General features: G+C 44.3%; 16 protein-coding genes. 2 read left to right on the top strand and 14 right to left on the bottom strand.

Going from position 1 to position 21715, the window contains the following annotated elements; genetic code table 11:
• Window positions 1–24: 24 nt before the first annotated feature.
• The 9 genes from G633_RS0100105 to G633_RS0100065 all read right to left on the bottom strand — a co-directional run bounded on the left by G633_RS0100105 (window position 25) and on the right by G633_RS0100065 (window position 10215).
• Window positions 25–1362 carry an MATE family efflux transporter gene (locus tag G633_RS0100105; RefSeq protein ID WP_026518725.1) on the bottom strand — a complete coding sequence of 446 codons (1338 nt, stop codon included), beginning with the start codon at window positions 1360–1362 and terminating at the stop codon, window positions 25–27.
• A 1-nt stretch (window position 1363) separates the two neighbouring features.
• The gene (gene argS / locus G633_RS0100100; protein WP_026518724.1) at window positions 1364–3166 is read right to left on the bottom strand and encodes an arginine--tRNA ligase; all 1803 of its coding nucleotides are present in this window, start codon (window positions 3164–3166) and stop codon (window positions 1364–1366) included.
• Between the two features lie 24 nt (window positions 3167–3190).
• A complete protein-coding gene (locus G633_RS0100095; RefSeq protein WP_026518723.1) occupies window positions 3191–4177 on the bottom strand; it encodes a zinc ribbon domain-containing protein in 987 nt (328 codons plus the stop codon).
• Between the two features lie 29 nt (window positions 4178–4206).
• A complete protein-coding gene (locus G633_RS0100090; protein ID WP_026518722.1) occupies window positions 4207–4857 on the bottom strand; it encodes an epoxyqueuosine reductase QueH in 651 nt (216 codons plus the stop codon).
• Window positions 4854–6245: a shikimate dehydrogenase gene (gene aroE, locus G633_RS19630; protein WP_026518721.1), complete on the bottom strand. Its 1392-nt coding sequence runs from the start codon at window positions 6243–6245 to the stop codon at window positions 4854–4856. The genes G633_RS0100090 and aroE overlap by 4 nt, the downstream gene beginning before the upstream one ends.
• Entirely contained in the window at window positions 6238–7107 is an 870-nt protein-coding gene (lgt, locus tag G633_RS0100080) for a prolipoprotein diacylglyceryl transferase (protein ID WP_242838803.1), read from the bottom strand. Before lgt ends, aroE begins: the two co-directional genes overlap by 8 nt.
• A gap of 18 nt (window positions 7108–7125) precedes the next feature.
• Window positions 7126–8223, bottom strand: coding sequence for a redox-regulated ATPase YchF (gene ychF / locus G633_RS0100075; RefSeq protein WP_026518719.1), 1098 nt, complete (start codon window positions 8221–8223; stop codon window positions 7126–7128).
• Window positions 8224–8355: 132 nt separating this feature from the next.
• Window positions 8356–9825 carry a methyl-accepting chemotaxis protein gene (locus G633_RS0100070; RefSeq protein ID WP_081647045.1) on the bottom strand — a complete coding sequence of 490 codons (1470 nt, stop codon included), beginning with the start codon at window positions 9823–9825 and terminating at the stop codon, window positions 8356–8358.
• 99 nt (window positions 9826–9924) lie between these two features.
• On the bottom strand, window positions 9925–10215 hold the full coding sequence (locus G633_RS0100065) for a hypothetical protein (RefSeq protein WP_155828827.1): 291 nt from the start codon (window positions 10213–10215) through the stop codon (window positions 9925–9927).
• Between the two features lie 612 nt (window positions 10216–10827).
• On the opposite strand from G633_RS0100065, the gene G633_RS0100060 reads away from it, so the two are divergent.
• Complete coding sequence (locus G633_RS0100060) at window positions 10828–12591, top strand: MATE family efflux transporter (RefSeq protein ID WP_026518718.1); 1764 nt, start codon at window positions 10828–10830, stop codon at window positions 12589–12591.
• Window positions 12592–12641: 50 nt separating this feature from the next.
• Here the strand turns inward: G633_RS0100060 and G633_RS20335 are convergent, their stop codons facing one another.
• From G633_RS20335 to G633_RS0100045, 3 genes are all read right to left on the bottom strand, one after another.
• Window positions 12642–12767 carry a hypothetical protein gene (locus G633_RS20335; RefSeq protein WP_022767428.1) on the bottom strand — a complete coding sequence of 42 codons (126 nt, stop codon included), beginning with the start codon at window positions 12765–12767 and terminating at the stop codon, window positions 12642–12644.
• A gap of 89 nt (window positions 12768–12856) precedes the next feature.
• The gene (locus G633_RS0100050; RefSeq protein WP_026518717.1) at window positions 12857–14629 is read right to left on the bottom strand and encodes a methyl-accepting chemotaxis protein; all 1773 of its coding nucleotides are present in this window, start codon (window positions 14627–14629) and stop codon (window positions 12857–12859) included.
• Window positions 14630–14816: 187 nt separating this feature from the next.
• Window positions 14817–15458 (bottom strand): hypothetical protein, encoded by a 642-nt coding sequence (locus G633_RS0100045; RefSeq protein WP_026518716.1) that lies wholly within the window; start codon window positions 15456–15458, stop codon window positions 14817–14819.
• Window positions 15459–15645: 187 nt separating this feature from the next.
• Here G633_RS0100045 and G633_RS0100040 point away from each other — a divergent pair, with 187 nt between their 5' ends.
• Complete coding sequence (locus G633_RS0100040; RefSeq protein WP_026518715.1) at window positions 15646–17430, top strand: helix-turn-helix domain-containing protein; 1785 nt, start codon at window positions 15646–15648, stop codon at window positions 17428–17430.
• 22 nt (window positions 17431–17452) lie between these two features.
• On the opposite strand, the gene G633_RS0100035 is transcribed toward G633_RS0100040, so the two are convergent.
• Window positions 17453–21157, bottom strand: a complete 3705-nt coding sequence (locus G633_RS0100035) for a hypothetical protein (protein ID WP_026518714.1) — start codon at window positions 21155–21157, stop codon at window positions 17453–17455.
• Window positions 21158–21190: 33 nt separating this feature from the next.
• Window positions 21191–21715: hypothetical protein (locus G633_RS16840; protein ID WP_035770325.1), on the bottom strand; the 525-nt coding region annotated here is incomplete at its 5' end.

Raw genomic sequence — 21715 nt, 5'->3', positions numbered from 1 at the left:
GTTTTATCCCCTGAATGCCTTCTCTCACACTACCTTGTGTATCCACTTGCCTCTAAGAAATCTTACTGTAAATATTATACCTCTAATACCCCAGTCACTGAACATACCAATCCAAACTCCCATAGGTCCCATGTGCACCACTCTTATGAGGTAGGTTGCAAGAGTAACCCTGCAAAGCCACATGGTCAGGGTTGATATGAGCATTGAAAACTTCACATCACCTGCTGCCCTAAGGCTATACGCTGTGATAAATGACGGTGACCACAGGATCGGTTTAACTATAGTTATCCATCCCAGCATGTAGAGACAAAGAGCCGCGCTCTCTTTTTCCATTCCTGCAAGGGTTGTTACAGGTCTTGCTATCGCATAGGTAAAAAGGCAGCTGACCGTGATCGCAACATATCCCCAGCCTATCATCTTCTTGGTGTAGTAGATAGCCTCGTCCTTTCTTCCGGCGCCAAGGCACTGACCTATCACGGTCATAAGACCGATTCCAACACCACAACCTGCGACACCATTTACATTCTCGAAAATGTTCGCCATGGCCTGAGCTGCAATGGCTGTTGTACCAAGGAGTGAGACCGATGACTGAATTGCCAGCTTACCAAACTGAAACATGGAGTTCTCGATTCCGTTGGGAATACCCATGGAAAGGATCCTCTTGATCTTGTCAAAATCAGGCTTTATCTTGTGATAGCTGATTACTCTGATCTCCTGATTCTTTCTTCCAAGAAGCACCAGCAGTACTGCTGCGGAAAAGAGTCTTGAGATGAGCGTAGCCAGTGCTGCGCCAAAAACTCCCATGTGAAATACAAATATAAACAGTGCATTTCCCGCCACATTTAGGATATTTGAAATTATGGCCACGTTCATTGGAAGTCTGGTATTTGACTGTGCTCTGAAAACTGCTGCTCCGGCAGCAGACATGGCTATTCCCGGATATGAAAGGATGCTCAGAAGAAAATACGTACTTGCTGCCTTCATAACATCGGCGTCTATGGTGCCGAATATCAAAGAAAGAAGGCTTCCTCTGAAGATAAGGCAGATAAGCATGATAAAGGCGGACAGAAAAGCCGACACAAGAAGAACCTGTGCAGCTGCGTCGTTAGCTCTTTTAATATCCCTCTGACCTATATAAGTGGAACAGATGATAACTCCGCCGGTGGCCATGGCTGCAAATGCCTGGACTACCAGGTTGTTGATAGAGTCAACCAGGGAAACTCCCGAAAGCGCTGCTGCTCCGACGTTACTTACCATCATGGAGTCGGCCATACCCATTAGGGAGTTCAGGAATTGTTCAGCTATAATTGGAATCAGCAACAGGAGAAGTTTCCTGTTGCTGAAAATGTGTTTATCGTTCATATTACATTCTTTCGGGAGCATCGAATCCCAGTAAATCAATTCCTGTCTCGAGCACTTTCAGTGTTATTGAAAGAAGTGCAATATAGCTCTCCTTCTTGTTCTGATCAGGCTCGGAAAGGATCTTGGTTCCGTGATAAAAACTGTTGAAGCTGTTACTAAGTTCATAAATGTATGCGCAGATCCTGTTAGGAGCAAGGTCTCTTGCTGCACTCTCTACAGCATCCGCAAATCTTGTAAGTCCAAGCATGAGATCCTTCATTGCAGGATTCTCAGGGTTGTCAAGCTTTGCATCCTTGACGCTTCCGCCCTCGGCCTCGTATTTCTTGAGGATGGACTTGATGCGGACGATGGTGTAAAGGATGTATGGGCCTGTATCTCCCTCGAAGGAAGTGAACTTATCAATATCAAAGATGTAGTCCTTGGATGGCTGGTTTGAAAGATCGCCATACTTAAGGGCTGAAAGAGCTACCTTCTTAGCAGTGCTTCTTGCTTCTGTTTCATCAATGTCAGGGTTGCTCTCCTTGATCCTGTTATACATCTTCTCGTTGATCTCCTGAACCAGACTCTCGAGGTGCATAACGCCGCCCTCTCTTGTCTTAAATGGCTTACCGTCAGGACCGTTCATGGTTCCGTTACCAACGAATCTAAGGTCAGTCTCAGGCAGCGCCAGCTTAGTCTTTTTAGCTGCACGGAATACCTGCTCAAAGTGAAGTGACTGTCTTTTGTCTGTAAAGTAGTAAATAGCATCAGGGCGATACTCTTTCATACGCTCCTGAATTGTTGCAAGGTCTGTTGTAGCATAAAGAGCTGCTCCGTCTGACTTAAGGATCATGCAAGGAGGCATCTCTTTTGTATCGGACTCTTCAGCGACATCAACTACCAGCGCGCCCTGGCTCTCGTGAGCATAGTCGTGCTGCTTCATGTAGTCAACCATACCGGGGATAAGGTCATGTACGTCTGACTCTCCCTTCCAGAGATCAAAGTGGACATTGAGGCTGTCATAGTTCTTCTTAAGATCAGGAATGGATACGTTCATGATATGGTGCCAGATAGCTCTGTAAGCCTTATCTCCATCCTGCATGCGCTTTGTTGCCTCAAGGGCCTCAGCCTTATACTCAGCTGCTGCCTTCTTCTCTTCCTCTGATGCATCATCGGAAACCTTGGTCTTGCCACTTGCAACAGGGTAGATATCAGCCAGTTCCTGAATGGTAAAAGGAGGCTCTTTTGGGAAAGGACCTGTATGCTCAGGATCAAAGTATGGAAGCTCAGGGTGACGAGCCTTAAGCTCTGTGATGATAAGACCCATCTGAAGGCCCCAGTCTCCCATATGGATATCGCCGATAACGTTGTTTCCGGCGTACTTAAGTATTCTCTTTACTGCCTCACCGATGATGGCGGGACGAAGGTGTCCTACGTGAAGAGGCTTAGCTACGTTTGCTCCGCCGTAGTCAAGGATGATGGTAGGCGCATGTCCGGGCATTGTTACACCCATGTGCTTCTCATGAAGCATTCTTACAACATACTCTCTTACAAAATCACCGCTGACAGTGATATTTAAAAATCCGGGTTTAACAGAGTCAACCTTTTCAAACATTGCATTGCCCTGAAGTCTTGCAGCAACATCATCAGCAATGATAAAAGGTGCCTTTCCGTATTTCTTGGCACCAGCCATGGCGCCGTTGCACTGATACTCGCACAGGTCGGGTCTGTTGGATATGGTTACCTTTCCAAGCTCCCTCTCATAGCCTGCTGCCTCAAATGCATCTCCTACTTCCTTTGAAATCAGTTCAAGTACTTTCTCCAAAATTCTTCCTTCTTTCTTTATAAGTTATTCAAGTCCAAAATAGTCTGAAAGTGCATACATCCAGATTGCCAGGCTCTGCTCGGTAAACATACCGTATTCTCCGGCTGATGTATACTCTGTCTTACCATCGTTCAGCCTGACCTCATGAGTATCATAGTCGATCATCCATACCTGGGTCTGACCGTTTACTTCCATCTCATAGTAGTATGTGTTGGAATCATCTGTTGAAAAGCCGCCTTCATTCATAACAGCACCTGAGTCTCTGAACTCAGCTGCAACGATAAGGCAGTACTTCATCACGGTCTCAAATGTAGCATCATCGGGAATCAGAAGCGGATCTATCGCATGAATCGAGATAAGCTTGTAAAGCAGATCCCTGTTCATCGGGCGGTTCCCGCCAAACACATCGCTGTCGATATAATCACAAAAGCTGCCCAGTGTCTTACCGTTCCAGATCACCGTATCATCGGTAACTGTACCATTTGGGACTATACAAGCCACGTCTTCACCAACATATACATCAGCATAGCCATAAGGTACAGCGCTTTTATCAAGATCACCGAAAATGTATTCTATAGTCTCTTTTGTAGTATCATCAAATTCAAGTCCGTCATCACCTGTAATGTCATCCAGGTAGTCTTCATACAGATCTTCTATATCTTCCAGATTACCATCTGAGAGATCTTCATATAAATCCAGGGTATCATAATCATCAGGACTATCGATATAAGGAACATCTGCCAGGTCATTATCGATCATAAAATTTCTGACCGCATGATAAGCTCTGTAAGCCATTATGCCTCCGACAACGGAAAGAGCCATTACAACCGCCAGAATTATGAGGACGATCAGCCAGGTCTTTTTCTTGGGCTGAACCTGAGGCTGCATCTGCATCTGACCCTGTGGATCAAAACCCTTAACGTTAACATCTGCTGCATTAACCGGAGTTCCACACTTGTTGCAGAACTTCTGCCCGGGTTCTACCGGTGTCCCGCACTTTGTACAAAACATCTTTTCATTTCCTCTCTAATGGTTTTTCATTATATACTAGATACGGCGTTTTTTTCAAGTTCCCTCTGGGCCTTTGAAAAGCTGCATCCGCAAAAGTCCTGTCTGTAAAGTCCATACTCTTTGGACAGTTCGATTGACCTCTTGTAGCCTTCCTTTTTCTTAAAGTCAGAGGGTAGAAACCTTGCTCCCGTTTCTCTTGCTGCAATTTCCCCGACTTCATTTAATACGTCTGCATTCTTAAGCGGACTGATGGTCAGGGTTGTTGTAAAGAAATCAAAGCCCTTATCCTTAGCCACCCGTGCTGTCTCAAAGAGCCTTAGCTCGAAGCACTTTCTGCACCGCTCTCCTCCCTCTTTGCAGTCTTCATATCCTCTTACTGCATCAAAGAAGTCTGACGGCTTATATTCGCCCTCAATGATCTCTATCTTCCTACCTTCTTTTTGGTTGTACTCACCGATGAGTCTTTTTTCTTCCTGCACCCTTTTGTGGTACTCGGCATCCTCTGTGATATTGGGATTGTAAAAAAAGACTGTGACATCGAAGTAGTTTCTCAAAAACTCAAGGCAATAGGAAGAGCACGGCGCACAGCAGGCGTGAAGCAGCAGCTTTGGGTATTCGCCCTTCTTCTGAAAATCCTCTATATAAGCATCAAGCTCTTTTGAATAATTTCTCTTGTTCATAAACCCAGTTCATTTATAATCTCGCTGACTATTTTCTCAGGAGTTTTACCATCTGTTTCTATTATCAGATCCGCAGCTTCATCATACACGGCGCTGCGCTTATCTAAAAGCTCTTTTATCCTGGCAAGAGGATCAGCGCTCTGAAGAAGTGGCCTAGTGGTATCACCTTTAACTCTCTCATAGATAGTCTCGGGACTTGCCTTTAAATAAACAACCTTTCCCGACTCCTTTAAAAGCTTTCTGTTCTCCTCTCGAACCGGCATACCTCCTCCAAGGGAGATTACCATATCTCTTAAGTGGTCTTCTGCGATCATAGTAAGAAGTTCGGTCTCCATATCTCTGAAGGCCTCTTCTCCATCCTCATCAAAGATGCTGCTGATACTGCGTCCTTCCGTCTGCTCTATGCAGGCATCTGTATCCATAAGCTCAAGAGAAAGCCTGTCTGATAAAAGCTCTGAAACAGTACTCTTACCGCTTCCCATAAAGCCCTCTAAGATGATGTTCCTTGCGCCTACAACCTCCAGAGACAATGACTTATAAACTTCATCTGCCATCTCCTTGGTAATCTTAACCCCAAGGTCTGCGTTCCACAGCTCATAGGCATCAATTCCCTGATAGAGGAGCATCTTAAGTCCTGAGAAGGTCTTAGCTCCCGCCTGCCTTGCGAGCTTTAAGAACTTGGTATCGAGTGGTTTGTAAACTACATCCAGAGCAGCGTGAACATGCTTATAGAACTCAGCATCCTCAATAACCGCACTGTTTACATCAGGGAAAAGACCTACCGACGTGCACTGGATAGCAAAGAAGCTCTCTTCTCTAAGAAGCACTTCCTTGTAGTCTGCAATGTCCATAGCAACAACTCTGTCGTCAGAAAGCTCCTCGGCAATAGCCTCTGCCTTCTCCAAAGTGCGGTTCAGAATATAGACTTTTTTTGCACCCTTATTTACGCACAAATGAGCAGTTGGCCTTGCTACGCCACCTGCTCCTAAAATAACAACTGTTTCTCCGCTAAGCTCTATGCCCTCTTCCTGCATGGCACGGTAAAGCCCGGTCATATCGGTGTTATATCCGCGAAAGCCCTTAAGTGCCTCATCCCTTACAAGAGTATTTACGGCACCGATGCTCTCAGCAAGAGGATCCACGTACTTAAGATACTGGAGCACATCGCTCTTATAGGGAACCGTCACGTTAAGTCCCCTAAGTCCCAGTTCATAAGCTCCTCGTACTGCATATTTAAGCCCAGTCTCCTCTACCTCGAAAGGTACATAGACAAGATTTACATCCAGCATATCGGAAAGGGTATTGTGGATAAGCGGAGACAATGTGTGCCTTACAGGATTTCCGATTATTCCACATACATAGGTGTTGCCATCAGTATAGTTAAGCATTTTTCTTTAACCTTATCCTTGTAATTACATCCATAACTACGGCAAATACTACCAGGCAAATAGCCAGCATCTGTGATACAGGAAGTCCTGTTGTATGCATGATGAGCTGATCGGTTCTAAGTCCCTCAATCCATGCTCTTCCGAGGCCATAACCTCCAAGGTACAAAAGAACTATCTCTCCGTCGAACTTCTTGTGCTTGCAATACAGGAAAAGAATAATCAGAAGGCCAATATTCCACATGCTCTCGTAAAGGAATGTGGGGCTCACCTGAATGTAATTGGTGGCATCAGACATGTGCGCCTTCATCAGTTCTGTGATCTCTCCGCTTCTTACCATCTCCACAGGAAGTCTCATGGCAAAGAGTCCGTCGGTATATTCTCCAAAGGCCTCTCTGTTGGTAAAGTTCCCCCATCTTCCCATGATCTGTCCGAAAACAAGGCCAAACATCACTGTGTCTGACATGAGCAGAAAGCTCTTTTTCTTGATCCTGGTGTAAATGAAGATTGTGGCAAAGCCCGCCAGGACTCCGCCGTAAATTGCAAGGCCACCGTTTCTTATATTAAATACACTGATCGGATTGTCCTTGTAATAATCCCAGGCAAAGAATACGTAATATATTCTTGCGCCGATTATTGAAAATATAATTACATATATAGCCATATCCCAGTAATCATCAGGATTCTGGTCTGTCCATTTAGCAACTCTCGCAATTATCAAAAGAGCTATCAGAAAGCCAAGGCCTATGATGACACCGTAAAGTGCTATGGTAAATCCAAATATTGTAAAGTTCTTGGGAACATCTTTTAAATATAATCCGAGGTTCGGAAAAGCGATGTCCATTCTCCCCATTATGTCAGGCATAATATCCTCCCAAATCTATCAGACGTTGAATCTAAAGAGAATTACATCTCCGTCCTGAACAACGTACTCTTTTCCTTCCATACGTACAAGGCCCTTCTCCTTGGCTGCTGCAATTGAACCTTCTCTTAAAAGGTCCTCATAGTTGATGACCTCAGCCTTGATAAAGCCTCTCTCAAAGTCAGTGTGGATCTTACCTGCTGCCTGAGGTGCCTTGGTTCCGATCTTGATGGTCCATGCTCTTGTCTCATCCTCACCTGAAGTAAGGAAGCTCATAAGTCCAAGGGTTTTGTAGCTTGCTGCGATGAGCTTATCAAGACCTGACTCAGATAGCCCCAGGCTCTCAAGGAATTCTGCCTTCTCATCCTCGTCAAGCTCAGAGATCTCAGCTTCGATCTGAGCGCTGATAACAAATACTTCGCTGCCTGACCTCGCTGCCAGTTCTCTTACAGCTGCAACATACTGGTTGGATGCTCCGTCATCAGCAAGGTCGTCATCCTTAACGTTTGCTGCATAAATTACAGGCTTCCATGTAAGAAGGTCAAGACTGTTAACAAAAGCCTTATCTTCTTCATCGTCAAGCTCAAGCTCACTTGCCATCTTGTTATCTTCAAGGGTAGCCTTGATCTTCTCTAATATCTCAAGCTCTTTTGCTGCTGCCTTATCCATACGAGCAAGCTTGGCAACCTTTGCAATTCTTCTCTCAAGAACCTCAAGGTCGGCAAAGATAAGCTCGAGGTTGATAGTCTCGATATCTCTTGCAGGATCAACAGATCCGTCTACGTGTACAACGTTAGGATCCTCAAAGCATCTTACAACGTGAACAATAGCATCTGTCTCACGGATGTTGGCAAGGAACTGGTTTCCAAGACCCTCACCCTTTGATGCGCCTTTAACAAGTCCTGCGATATCAACGAACTCGATGGTAGCAGGTGTAACCTTCTTGGAGTGGTAAAGATCTCCGAGGAGCTTCAGTCTCTTATCAGGTACTGCTACAACGCCCACATTGGGATCTATTGTCGCAAAGGGGTAGTTTGCTGCAAGTGCCCCTGCGTTTGTAAGTGAATTAAAAAGTGTGCTCTTTCCTACGTTAGGAAGTCCAACGATTCCGAGTTTCATGGTATATATCTCCTTTAAAACAATTATTTTCGTAAAAATAGCCCTAACACGGCGAATATATATTACCATGTCAGGACCATTTTGTAAAAAATAGGTTGGGGAGTCAAGGGGAGTCACGGGGACGGTATTACATTATTTCAGCCTCTGCGCCTGATCATATATCCCCTTCAGCAGAATATCAAACTCATCAAATTTCTCCACCGCTGTCCTTGCTCCCTCTTCGCCCATACTGGACAAAGATGCCACCTGCTCACTTGTGGCGGCGAGGCTCGCAATATTATTATTGATCTCCGTTGCACTTCTTCCTATAGCTTCTATGGAAGTACCGATATCATTAAATCTTCCTATAAGGTTTCCAACGTTCTCCCCGATCTCTTCAAAAGTATCTGCGGTCTCTCTGATAAGAATGTCCTGAGCCTTGACAGACTCAGCTGCCGCATTGGTAGAGTCTACCGCATTCTGAACATCAGCGGAAAGCTCCTGCATGATGCTGGTGATCTGATTTGAAGCACTGCTGGTCTGCTCCGACAGCTGCCTTATCTCATCGGCAACCACAACGAAACCTTTCCCGGCTTCTCCCGCACGCGCTGCCTCAATTGAAGCATTGAGCGCAAGAAGATTGGTCTGCTTTGATATCGATATGATGGAACCGACAATCTTCTCAACCTTTTCGACCTTCTCAGTGACAGCTTCTGTGGATGCCACCGTCTTATCACTCATCTCAACAACATTTGCGGTCTTGTCCTTGAGCTGGTCGATGACCTTAGTCCCATCAATAACGGCTTTCTGCGTGCTCTCGGACATCTCAACCATCTGATTTCTCTTGGCATCAGCCACTTCCGTCTGCTCATGGATATCTGCTATCTGATGTGACTGCTCTGTCACGGCAGCTGCGGTATGTCCTGTGCTGCCCGCGATTTCCCTCATGCCATCGTGGTTTCTTCCTATGATGCTCTTTAACTCATCGACTTCCCCATGGGCCTCATCAAACAGCCCCGTAATTTCCTTGGCGATCTCCACCATCTGGATACGGGTCTTTTCCTGGGTCTCCTGCCCTTGCTTGATGGCCTCGTCGTCCTCTCTTACCAGGGTCCGCCTCATCTTAAGCGACTCTATTCCGGCAATTCCCGCAAGAATGATTATGAAACTGGCCACAAAATGGTCTCTGGGTATCGAACCTGTAGCAATAAGATTTCTGACCAGGACAATAAGTCCGCCTATGGTCATAGTCATCTGTCCCACCACATAGAGCCTTAAGTCCAGATAAAGAATACACGACAGCATTACCGGTATCGCGAATGCATAAAAAATCATTTCATTTTGTATTATCATGATAATGATATAGTAAAGAGTCGGACCTCCAAGAATGACCACTGCGCCAAACCTGGTCTCTCTGAATTTGATAAATCCAACCGTCATCTGCAGCACACCTGCCAGGACAGCGACAATCTCGATGACAAGCCCCAGGCTCATTCCGTGTGTTGCAGCATCCAGCACTACCATTAAAAGCGCAGTAAAGGCAATAATAAGGTTGATCTGAAATACTTTTTTGTTTGATCTTGCATACTGGTCAGGGGTCATATAATTTTCTCCTTTAGCCATGAAAACAGAATTTAACTGTACAATAACTGACAAGAATAATTATACAATATTTCGTTGTGAATAATTATTAAATTACGCTAAAATCAATCTTGCATCCGGTTATGAAGTCAGATAGTCGGAATGTGTATTAACTCCAACTCTGTTCTGTGGTGCGTATGAGGCATGGGCTACCAGTGGGTAGTATTTGACAGAATCCGTATCGGCCGATTCACCGGAAGCTGAGTAATCTGAATAAACACACAGCTCACCATTAGTCGACGCCCCCGAATAGGCATCGGCAGAATCTGACCCCGAATAAGTTGCAGCAACAATTTTACAGGACTCTCCCATATCTCTCGATGAGCTGAAATACTCCGGTACCGTTCCGGCTTTAATATTTTTTGCGTACAAAAGCTCATTATGTCCGTAATCTCCATTCTGGTTTCAACTGTGACCTCAGAGCCATATTTTGACTCCATCTGCTCTTTTACATCATTTGCAAGATTTTCCTTAAACTCTTCGTAATTCATCATGTATCTCCTATGAATTGAATAATGGTCGTGCCCGATTTTGGGCGTAGAAAAAAAGCAGTCATTCTCTTTAAGAACAACTGCCCTTTATGTAAAATCCATATTCAAATATCCTGCGTGATGATGTCCGGTTAACAGTATCTACACCAGCGCTACACCAGGCCTACACCAACTGCCATTTTCTAATGTGAATTTATGTAGCGAAACGTGTAATTTTAGTTTCCAAACAATCGCGAAATAATGGTTCGCGTGACCTTATGTAATTATACGTGATTAAGGAGAAGTCTTTCATTTCCCAGCTTCATGGTAATATATCTCCTTTAATAACAATTATTTACATAAAAATAGCCCTAACACGGCGAATATATATTACCATGTTAGAGCGAATTTGTAAAAAGATGAAGCACCATCCCATTTTCATGTAAATTGCCCGCGTCTTAAATCCACGTTATAATTATGATATAACGCAACCGGAAAGCAGAGAGGTAAACCTATGGCTTCTAAAAATCAGGTACTTGAAAAACTCTTCTTCAAACTTCTTCCCGTTCAGATCTTAATATTTGGAATGAATTCCATAAATTCCATCGTCGACGGAACCATTGCCGGTCGCTATATAGATGGAAAGACTGTTGGTGTAATCGGTCTGTTTTTTGCCGTAGTCGGAATTGTTTCAGCTATCAGTTCCGTTATACTCGGCGGAGGAACGGTCTTAAGCGGTCGATATATCGGAGCCGGAAACCTTGAAAAGACCAGAGGCGTCTTTTCCCTGTGCCTGACACTTGCCTTTGTCATAGGCTCTTTGATATCGATCATATGCTTTGTTTTCCCGGGTGAAGTTGCTGTTTTCTGTGGCGCCGATGAATCCTTAAAGGCGAGCGTAATGCAATACTCAAGGGGCTATTCATTCGGTATCATTCCCATGTTTCTCTCACAGCAGCTGGCTTCCTACCTTCAGCTCGAAACCCAGAGCAAGAGAAACTATATCGGTGTCGGTGCCATGATCTTTTTCAACATCACACTTGATATACTCTTTGTGACAGTTCTAAGGCTCGATGTACTTGGTCTTGCCTATGCAACCAGCGCCTGCAACTGGATCTATTTCCTTGTACTGCTTCCTTACTTCATCTCAGGTAAAGCTCAGATGAAATTCAGCATCAGTAATATCCTTTGGGAAAAGACCTTTGACCTGATAAAGATAGGTAGTCCCGGAGCTCTTCTTCAGTTCTGCCTTGCCATGAGAGATCTGACTCTCAACCGAGTAATCCTCAGATATGGCGGAGAGGTTGGACTTTCCTCAAGAGCTTCCATGGGTATGGTCGGAGGATTCTTTGTAGCCCTTGGCGTAGGCGGCGGAACAGTCATAAGGATGCTTGCCAGTGTCTATGTAGGCGAAGAGGACAAGGATTCAATAAAGAGTCTTATAAAGCTTGCCCTTACCAAGATGATGGCTATGATGTGTGCACTGATGGTATTCATGGTGCTGATCGCAGGTCCAATGGCCACCATATTCTTCCCGGACAAAGCCTCTGAAGTCTACATACTTACAAAGCAGCAGTTCATGATTTATGCTCTTGCTCTTCCGCTGATCCTTGTGGTGCAGATCCAGACCAATTACCTGCAGGCAACGGGAAACAATATCGCAGTGCACATATCTTCAGTTGTCGATGGATATTTCAGCGTAGTTATCCCATCACTGATTCTTGCACCTGTCATGGGCGCTCTCGGTGTATGGTGGGCAACTCCCATCGGTATCGTGATAACCGCACTGGTTTACCCCATCTACGCCTGCTTTTATTGGAAACATATTCCGAGGAATGTTGATGAATGGCTACTGTTCAAAGACAGCTTTGGAGTAAAAGATGAAGATAGACTTTGTATTAACGTAAACAGTATGGATGATGTAATCGGATCCTCAGAGCAGATCCAGGAATTTGTTACAGCTAAGGGATATGCAAAAAGAACTGCCTACTTCTCTTCACTTGCAATGGAAGAGATGTCGGGCAATATCGTAAATCACGGATTTAATGCAGATAATAAAGACCACAATATGGATGTAAGGGTTGTCTCAAAGAAAGACGGAATCATGCTCAGAATAAAGGATGACTGCAAGCCTTTTGATCCCGTTGGAATGAACAAGCTTCTCAATCCGGAAGATCCTTCCAAAAACATCGGTATCCGGATGGTATCAAAGATTGCAGATGAATTCTCATATCAGAATATGCTGGGGCTTAATGTCCTGACAATTAAGATTAAATAAGAATAGTAAAAAACAAGCCCTAACACGGTGTTTACCATGTTAGGGCTGTATTAATGCTCTTTAGCTTTTTCATCAGTCTCGATGTCGGTATCGTTTGTCTTGCTCTCTACATCTCCTAAAAGAAGTGGTGCGCAAACTTCTCCTCCAACAGTTATAACCCATGTCTTAGTATTCATTTTTCTTACCTCCTCACACATAAAAAACGTACATTAAAAATAGTACACCATTTGGTGTACTATTTTTATTAAAAAACTATTAAATAATCTTATACGTTTATAAACTTCCTTGTACTGTCACTTAACTTACTTGTTACCTGGTTGTTGTTGTCCATAGCCTCGCCGATCTCCTGGATCTCTCCAACAATCTCTGTGGAGTTGGAAGCTGAAAGGCTGATGGCCTGTGTGGACTCCTCAACGGAATCGGTAATTGTAAGGATGGAGTCTGCCATGCTATGCATTGTGTTATCAAGAGAGTCTGCCTTCTCGGTGAAGCCTTCAAGGATCTCGTTCATGATACCTGCTGTGCTCTCGTATTTCTCTCCTGTTTCAACGAATGCTTCATAATCTGCGATAACCGTGTTGTTGATGAAGTCTACAACCTCGATGGCGTTGTTTGAAAGCTCTTTAACTGCCTGTGTAACGTTCTCACTGATGGTCTGAATATTTCCGGCTGTCTGTCTGCTGTTATCAGCCAGTGCGCTGATCTCCTGAGCAACTACCGCAAAGCCCTTACCTGCTTCACCTGCTCTTGCAGCCTCAATGCTGGCATTAAGTGCAAGAAGGTTTGTCTGGGATGCAATATCAAGGATAACCTTGGTAAGTTCGCCGATCTGATTAACCTGTTCACTTTCTTTTACTGACTCATCAAGGGTCTTACTGAGTGCCTCAACTCTGGCACCTGTATTCTCTTTCTTCTGCATTGCCTCATTCTTGATTGTATCTGCTTCCTTCTGGATCTCGCCTGCACGCTCTTTTCCTGAAGCAACCTCGTCGTTGATGCTCTCAACCGCATCTCTTACGTCATTAAGCTGTTCCTTGATTTGAGAAGCTGTAGTTGACACATTGTCCATACTTGCTGAGAGCTCCTCAAGAGCAGCGGATGTATTGGTGATATTATCGTTAGCCAGTGCGATCTGTGAGGTCATCTTATCTGCGGAATCTGTAAGAATAAGTGTTCCGTTCTTAACATCCTTCATTACACCCTGTAGAGTTTCAATGAACTCATTTACACCGTCTCTGATAAATACAAGCTCATTTCCTGTCTTAACATTTATTCTTGCTGTAAGGTCGCCTTTTCCATCGTTTATATCGTTTATGATTCCCTGAACAGAATCGGAAATCTTAATGATAACTTTTGTGATCAGAACAAATGATACATATAAGTTCAAGAGGAGACATACGATAAATACAGCCATTCCGATCACATTCATGACTGTGATCTTACTTCTTGCCTGTGCCATATATCCGACAACGCTTTCCCGAAGGGAATCCACGGATGCATCCAGAGTAGCCATACCTGACTTAACACCTTCCATGTTAGTTACGTATTCTCCTGTGAGAATTCCTGATGCAGTAAGTCCATCACCTGTGGTCATCAGGATGTTATAAACTTCATCAACATTTGCCATAAGCGCTGCAGCAGAAGTTTCAAGCTGCTTTGTTGCATTGGCATCACCATACATGGCAAATTCATCACCAATTTCCTTTACCAGAGTATTTACTTCTGTCTCATAAGCTTTAAGATTGGTTCCGACATTCTGTTTTTCAGCATCTCCGTAATACTGCCAAAGTCCTATTGCGCTCTGAATAGTTCCGTCAATCTTGGCAAGATCTTCCTTAACTGTTCCTTCTTTATGAACCAGCTCGGTTACACCTGCAATGATGCTCTGAGCGCTGTCAGACATTGATGATATACCATCATTTACAACGTAGCTGACCACATTAAATATTACCAGCATCAGAATGTTAAAGAATAAAATCTGAACCGGAATTGATTTAAAGAACTTTACCTTGTTTTTCTTGTTAGCAGACCCTGACATAATAATTCTCCTTTCTGGATAAGCGTATATCTAGCCGTATATACATTATACAACTAATTTATTGTCTTTTTTGCGTTTAATATTTTTTTAATAAAAAAGCAGGTAGCCCGGTTGTTTGACAGCCTAACTACATAAAAACCCCCACGAACCTTTCGATGCGCGGGGGCGGGTTGTTTTCTATAATGGTTTAACCGATAATCTTAGCCTTGGTGCACTGCTGGGTTATGAATTCCCATACAAATTCGAAATCTTCGTCAGCAGCGTAGATCTGGTTCTTTTCCATCAGCTCGTTGACCTTGATACAGTGAAAGTTCTTTTTCTTTATTACTTTCCTGACAAATTCGAAGTTGGTGCTGGAGGTGTTCTTGCTTGCTGCCAGGATTCCGGATCCGGCTGTGGTAAAGTTTCCTGTGGCAAGACCTGCCATTGCTGTGAGCCAAGCCAGGCCCTGGGCCTTTTCAAACTGCTTTGGCATCTGGATGTGGTAGACACCGTGATGATCCATCTCAAACAGGACTATGTACTGCCAGCCATAGATAAAGCCGATGATCACGTAGGAAATCAGAGAAAGTGTAAACAATATTCCGGGAACAATAAGGAATCCCGGGGTGAGAAGATACTCAGTAAACCATGTACTTATATCTCCCTCAAAGACCTCCAGTAAAAATGAAAGCACGATCTGAACCAGGATAAGAATTCCGAAGATCTTCCAAATGGTCATTAGTATCACGGGGTTCTTAAGCATATTCAGTTCATAGATCCATCTGTACTTTCCGTCAGGACAATAATAGATATTCTCAGTAACCTTCTGGCCTTCAATCTGTTCCATACGCTGCATTCCTTCCTAAATGTCTTTTAGCTTTTGTGTGAAATAGAATGTCTATACTAATATAATATCGTATATTTTGTATCATTCCCGCCGTGACAAGAATGTGTCATTGACAAATTGAACTGTCACATATACTCTGTTATAATTCTCAATAGACAGTTTATTTATAAACGTTTGGGGGATTATTATGCTGACAGAAAGACTGAACGAACTGCTTGAAAGAATAGATGCCACCGGTGCAGAGATCGCCAAGAAAGTGGGCTTTGACAGGACCAATATAAGCCGTATCAAGAGCGGAAAAAGGATCCCACATCCTGACAGTGTCACGGCAGAAAAGCTGATAAACGGAATATATCTTTTCGCAGACAACAAGAACAACCTGGGGAAGCTCTGTGAAGTTGTGGGGACAGATTCCAAAGCTTCCGCAAAAGAGATAAAGGCTGCCCTTAAGAGCTGGCTCTACGAGGGATATGATCCTGAAATGTCAGGCGGTCAAAATGGCACCTCCGGGAAAAAGAATTCTCAGGAGGCAGGTGCTTCACGGCATTTTGCCCAGAGACTCAACTCCTCCATGATCTTGGCGGAGCTTTCAAACGTGCTCCTTAGTAAGCTGATTCACGCAGATGCCTCTCTCATAAGCAGATACAGGAGCGGCGTTAGGACTCCTGTTCCAAACTCTGCTCTTTCCCTCCAGCTTAGCTCTGTTCTTTTCGACCGCATCCTCAAAAATGAGAAGGAAGCTGAGCTCTGTGATCTCATGCGCATCCCTGTTGGCGACCTTGAGGAGGAACTGTTTACTTACTGGCTCTACGGAAAGGACGAGCAGGAAAACAACGTTCACGCAGCGGAAAACATCCTTGGAATCTTCGACTCCATGCCCTCCGGAAGCGCTTTAAAGCTCCCGGATGTAAAAGACGTTCTTGTAGCGGACACTCCAGGCGAAACAATCTACTACGGCGTCGAGGGTCTTAGAAGCGCTGTTCTTCGCTTCCTCTCCACAGCTGTAGAAAACCATGTTCCAACCATGTGCCTTTACTCAGATATGGATCAGGGCTGGATGACTCAGGACGTCACATTCCTGCTTAAATGGGCTTCTTTGATGTTTGCATCCGTAAAAAACGAGACCCAGATAAGCATCATCCACAACCTGGACCGAAGCCTTGATGAGATGAGTGACGCCATAAGAAGCTGGCTTCCCCTTTATATGTCCGGAAGGATCCAGTCCTTCTACTGCAGAAAGCAAAGGAATCCAAGGTTTACTCACACCATGTTCCTGATCCCGGGAGTTGCCTGCATCAGAGCATTCCAGGTTTCACCTACAGATTCCGACGCAATCTATCACTACTACACCGACGATAAGAGCCTTGATATTATTCAAAAAGAGTATGAGGCGCTCCTTAAGAGCTCTTCTCCTCTTATCCATCCGCTGCCCAAGGAGTCATACCCTGTTGTTTCGGATGTTATTATCATCCAAAACGGGCTTTCTCTGGCTACTATGCCCGAGGAGCTGGCAAAGAGCTTTGGCGATACTGAGCTCTATGAAAACTGGCAGGTCAATAACTCCCTGCTGATAAAAAAGCTCGAGACGAATTCTTTGTATGAATGCATCCCTCTGGCAGATGAGGAGGCACTTTCAGCAGGACATGTTGCCATCACCCCGGCTTTTTCCACCACGCCACATTTCTACACTGCCGAGCAGTACTCCATGCACCTTAGAAATATCATTGCTCTTTCCATGGAGTACGAAAGCTATAGGTTTTATCCGATTCCGGAGACACCCTTTAGCAACATAGATCTGCTCATCTCCGACAACACAACAAAAATAACCCCCGCCTCAAGACAGGGGTTATCCTTTGCGCTCAATCATCCTTCAATGTGTGTTGCTTTTCAGGCCTATGCAAAGACCCTGATGGAGCAGAGTAAGACTGACAGGAATACTCTGCGGAAGATGTTGGAGGCAAGGTGCAGGTAAGCAGCTAAAAGCTCTTTTCCCATTAGACCTTATGCACATCTACTGAGCCCTCAAGCTTACGAAGCGTATCATCCAGGATTTCAAGATTATCATCCAGTCTGTCTCTGTAATCCGGAAATGTTGAAGGATCCGGACCTGGATCGTTGAATATAGCATTCATCCAGTAGAAGCAGAAGTTATAGAGCATCTCGAAAAGAGCTTTCAGGTTCTTTACAATGTCTATCTTTATGGAATAACCAAACCATACTACCGTTATAGAAGTGAGATCCACTTTGACGGAAGACACACCATTGGTCAGCTGAGCAACCTTGTATACGTTTTCAGGCTTAAGGCCCAAAAGAGCCAAAAGCTTAGTTATCGCCTCTACCGTAATATCTTCAAGGCTGCCACCCAAGGCATCTGCATCCTCAGGGTCTTCTTCAAGTACACCATAAAGAAAATAGTTGCAGATTGCAGCCAGGGATATGTTAGCGACTTTCGTAATGGCATCCGCTGTCGTTTCGTCGGTGTAGTACAAGAACATCTCCATTGCCTTTTTTGCATTATCCTGAGCAAATTCTTTTGAAGTTTTGGCAAGGGCATACTCCGTATATCCTATGCCGCCTTCTATCTGGGACCTGATTCCCTTCTCAAATGCCTTGTCTCCGGCGGCTTTCATGGCCTTCTGAGTTATACCACCAAAGAATCCATCAAGCTTTTTGGCAACCCACTCACCAAACTCCTTCAGCTTTAATCCCTTCAGAGTTTCCTCAACCTGCTCTGAAAGCCAGGACTTGAAATATGTAAGAGAAAGATCACCTACTGCTGCAAGAACAGAACGGTATACATCGCCTTTTACCTTGTCGCTGCCATAGTAATAATGATTCGCAAAGGAATACATCAGGTATGCAGCCACCACGTAGCCCATCACTTCGGGATCCGGCTTTTTCTCTCCTGTCAAGACCTCTCCAATAGCATCTCTGACAGCTCCTGTAGCAACCTTAAAGAACGGATCAACGTCAATATCCGATCCGGGTTCAGCACCAAGTCCAATGTACTGGCCAATATACTCACAAAGCATATTCTTAAACGGATTGATAATGGCTGCTGCTATCTTGCCGTTGGCTCCGAATTTGACCTCCAGGATAACCTGAACAGCATAATCACCTGCTTTAACCAAGGCACTTGATACAACAACGTATTTGTCGCAGAGATCACCAAACTCAACATTGACCCTAGACTCTTCACTATAGAAGCGGACGCCCAAAAGAAGGACGTAGTTTCTTACAAACCTTATATCAGATGCAGAGTAATACTCTATATTGCTGAGCATGATCTTAAGGCTTTCACTACTACCCACTCCATATTCCTGTATAGCTTTCTTAAGGAGTTTAAGCTCCTCTTCCCTTCTTGTAGCCTCGCTTGGCGGCTTAGGAATCTCACCCCAGAACTGAATAGGCAGTTCGCCCTCAAAGCGCGTGCCACCTTTGCCGTTGTAAGTGAGTTTCATCTTAGCATCATAGGGCTTACCAAACATCGGAAGAGTACACTTAGGATAGAAATCGTAGCCTCCTGATGTGGTGTAGTCGATCCAATATTCAAAATTCTCTTTGAAGGTATTGCCGTACCTGCCTTCATCATCAGGCTTCTCGCACCTGATACTTGGGTTCCTGAATATCTTGGTTTCCGCAGTAAAGGAATCCACATAGCATACAAGAACATCAAAGCTTGATGGCATGATGGAGATTTCACCGGGTTTAGGATCATCCTCTGCCACTGTAATAACCTGGAAGATGTCATCCTTAAAGTACTTAGTATTCGGCACAACTGATAACCCGTCAGGATACAGCTCCACATAGAATTCACTGTTTGTTATTGTTCCATCCTTAAACTCAGCTTCAACACTGATTGTCTTTGTGACCACATCAGCAATAATGCCATTTGCTTTTTCTATCTCCGGACTGCAGTTTTCCACAACCGCATAATAACCACACTTGTAAGCAGCTTCCTTTTCATAAGAAACATTAAAGTCAGGCCCGCAATCAAATCTTATATCTATAGGTTCATCTACAGCATCTTTTATATAGAACCTGACTTTCTCGGTCCCGCCCTTGCCTGCAATAAGCACAGCTACTCCGGGCTGATTGCTTTCACGCCAGCTCACACCATCATCCGCAATTCTCGGATAAATGATGTACGGCTTCTCTCCAACAATATTGAAGACCACATTTCTTGTATATATGCCGCCTTCTCCTGCAAACATGAAGGATACTGTGCCTTTGATCTTATTTCCTTCAACAGGAACATCTACCTTGGCAGCCTTATAGCCATTAGTTGTCATACCTGCATCCGACACAATTAGAGCATCATCGGGAGAAGACACGCTTATCTGCTGAGTAAGCTTCTCGTTAGTAAATACTCTCTTATCCCAGGTTGTTTCCTCAATTCGGGCATAAACGTACTTGGAGTCATCTCCTCGTTTAAGAGTGTCTCCAAAATCCTTATAAACAAACATTTTATATGTGGATCTTCTGTCTTCTTTCTTTTCTTTCTTCTTTTTCTCTTTCTTCTTTTTCTTATCCTCGTCCTTGCCTTTGTCAGAAGAGCCCAATGCTCCTGCTGCAATTGCTGCGCCTGCTGCTCCGGTGCCTATCACCTTTGGAAGATCCTCATCGTCAAAATCTTCAAAAACACTCTCAAAGGGGTTCTCAAAATCTCCTGTAAGCTCCGAAATGTCAGGCCAGGTATCATCGTCAGATTCATCCTTATACTGGAAATTATCACCTTCTACGATGTCAGTTCCAATATCCGTCCCCTCATCCTCACCGGCCGTGTTCAAGGCAGATGAAGTGTCTGTTGCCACATCGCTGTTTACGTTATCCAGATTTATGATCTTGTACCTGTAGGTTATCTCTGCGTTTACCTGTTCCCCTGTGTATTTGTTATCAAACTTTACCTTCGCCAGGGAATCAGCATAAACCACATCTTCATCACCCTGTATTGTGTACAAAAGCCCTGCGATACAGGCATCTCCATTCTCATCAGGCCAGTTATAATCCTCAGCCCCGTCAAGCCACTTCCCTTCTTTTCTTGCAGCATGGATGTTATTGTAAAATGCAAATACCTCATTGGGTTCTATTGTCCATTCACTGTCATATTCAGGATCATTCTTGGCAACAAACCTCTTATTGGTATTTTGAGACTCAAGTCCCACCCCCCACGCTGTTGCAGAAGCAGAACTATAGCCCCGGACTTCCACAACATCACCCGTGTGTGCATTTATCTGATAAGTAATGTTTACTACATTTCCATTTGTGCTTTCCTCTGTTCTTGTAATTTCCCACTCATGGTCAGTGGATAGGAAAACTCCCATGTATACCTGTCTTCCAAAAGCACCGTGCACTCCATCAAGGGTCACTTTATCATTCCCATATCCGGAATAGTACATATCCACACTCATCCACCGCTGCTTTTTACCATATTTGTCATTACTGGTCTCTCCTCCGGCCTCATTGTGCCAATATGCATCAAAAGGCTGCTCAGCCCACAATTCGCTATCCCATCCTCCCATTTCCAGGTAAGTGGTTTCGCCACTACTGTTGGTATATGGCACATCTTCGTAAACTCTGGGATCATCCTCAGCATTTATCTGCTTTGCCATGGAAGGAATGGCAGCGTAAATAAACAGGACAAATCCTGCTGCCACTCCAGCCAATATCCTTTTAGTGATCAAAAGCTCTTTTCTCATAGCAATATCCTCAGACAATATATTGTCATTACTTTAGACCTTACGCACCTTCACTGAGTCTTCAACCTTATGAAGCGTATCTTCCAGGATTCCAAGATTTTCATCCAGTCTGTCTCTGTAATCCGGCAATGTGGAAGGATCAGGTCCGGGATTTTCGAATATCGCATTCAACCAGCCAAATGTAAAGTGATAGAACAAATCCCAAATTGCTGTCAGGTTCTTCACATAGTCTACCTCTATAGCATAGCCAAGCCATACCACCGTCATGGTAGGGTAATCAATTTTGAAGGAAGAAAAGCCTGTAGCAAGTCCATAGAATTTATATACGTTTTCAGGCGTCAGGCCAATCTTACCCAAAAGCTTAGTTACTAATTCAACAGTAACATCTTCTAAAGTACCGCCCAAAGCATTTGCATCCTCAGGGTCATCAAGCACGCCGTAAAGGAAATAATTGCAGACTGCTGCCAGAGAAATGTTGGCGAGTTTCTCAATGGCATCCGGGGCAGTTTTGTCAGCATAGTACACAAACATCTCCATTATATTTTTGGCATTATCCTG

Source organism: Butyrivibrio sp. FCS006 (assembly GCF_000424525.1).
Classification (GTDB): Bacteria; Bacillota; Clostridia; order Lachnospirales; family Lachnospiraceae; genus Butyrivibrio.
The sequence above is the reverse complement of the archived record's forward strand: the minus strand, read 5'-3'. Positions and strand labels throughout refer to the sequence as shown.

Excerpts from the sequence above, each read along its gene's own strand:
- G633_RS0100090 (WP_026518722.1), bottom strand. The coding sequence starts at position 4,857 with ATGAACAAGAGAAATTATTCAAAAGAGCTTGATGCTTATATAGAGGAT.
- aroE (WP_026518721.1), bottom strand. The coding sequence starts at position 6,245 with ATGCTTAACTATACTGATGGCAACACCTATGTATGTGGAATAATCGGA.
- G633_RS0100045 (WP_026518716.1), bottom strand. The coding sequence starts at position 15,458 with ATGGAACAGATTGAAGGCCAGAAGGTTACTGAGAATATCTATTATTGT.
- G633_RS0100040 (WP_026518715.1), top strand. The coding sequence starts at position 15,646 with ATGCTGACAGAAAGACTGAACGAACTGCTTGAAAGAATAGATGCCACC.
- G633_RS20335 (WP_022767428.1), bottom strand. The coding sequence starts at position 12,767 with ATGAATACTAAGACATGGGTTATAACTGTTGGAGGAGAAGTTTGCGCA.
- G633_RS0100060 (WP_026518718.1), top strand. The coding sequence starts at position 10,828 with ATGGCTTCTAAAAATCAGGTACTTGAAAAACTCTTCTTCAAACTTCTT.
- ychF (WP_026518719.1), bottom strand. The coding sequence starts at position 8,223 with ATGAAACTCGGAATCGTTGGACTTCCTAACGTAGGAAAGAGCACACTT.
- lgt (WP_242838803.1), bottom strand. The coding sequence starts at position 7,107 with ATGCCTGACATAATGGGGAGAATGGACATCGCTTTTCCGAACCTCGGA.
- G633_RS0100035 (WP_026518714.1), bottom strand. The coding sequence starts at position 21,157 with ATGAGAAAAGAGCTTTTGATCACTAAAAGGATATTGGCTGGAGTGGCA.
- G633_RS0100095 (WP_026518723.1), bottom strand. The coding sequence starts at position 4,177 with ATGTTTTGTACAAAGTGCGGGACACCGGTAGAACCCGGGCAGAAGTTC.
- G633_RS0100105 (WP_026518725.1), bottom strand. The coding sequence starts at position 1,362 with ATGAACGATAAACACATTTTCAGCAACAGGAAACTTCTCCTGTTGCTG.
- G633_RS0100050 (WP_026518717.1), bottom strand. The coding sequence starts at position 14,629 with ATGTCAGGGTCTGCTAACAAGAAAAACAAGGTAAAGTTCTTTAAATCA.
- G633_RS0100070 (WP_081647045.1), bottom strand. The coding sequence starts at position 9,825 with ATGGCTAAAGGAGAAAATTATATGACCCCTGACCAGTATGCAAGATCA.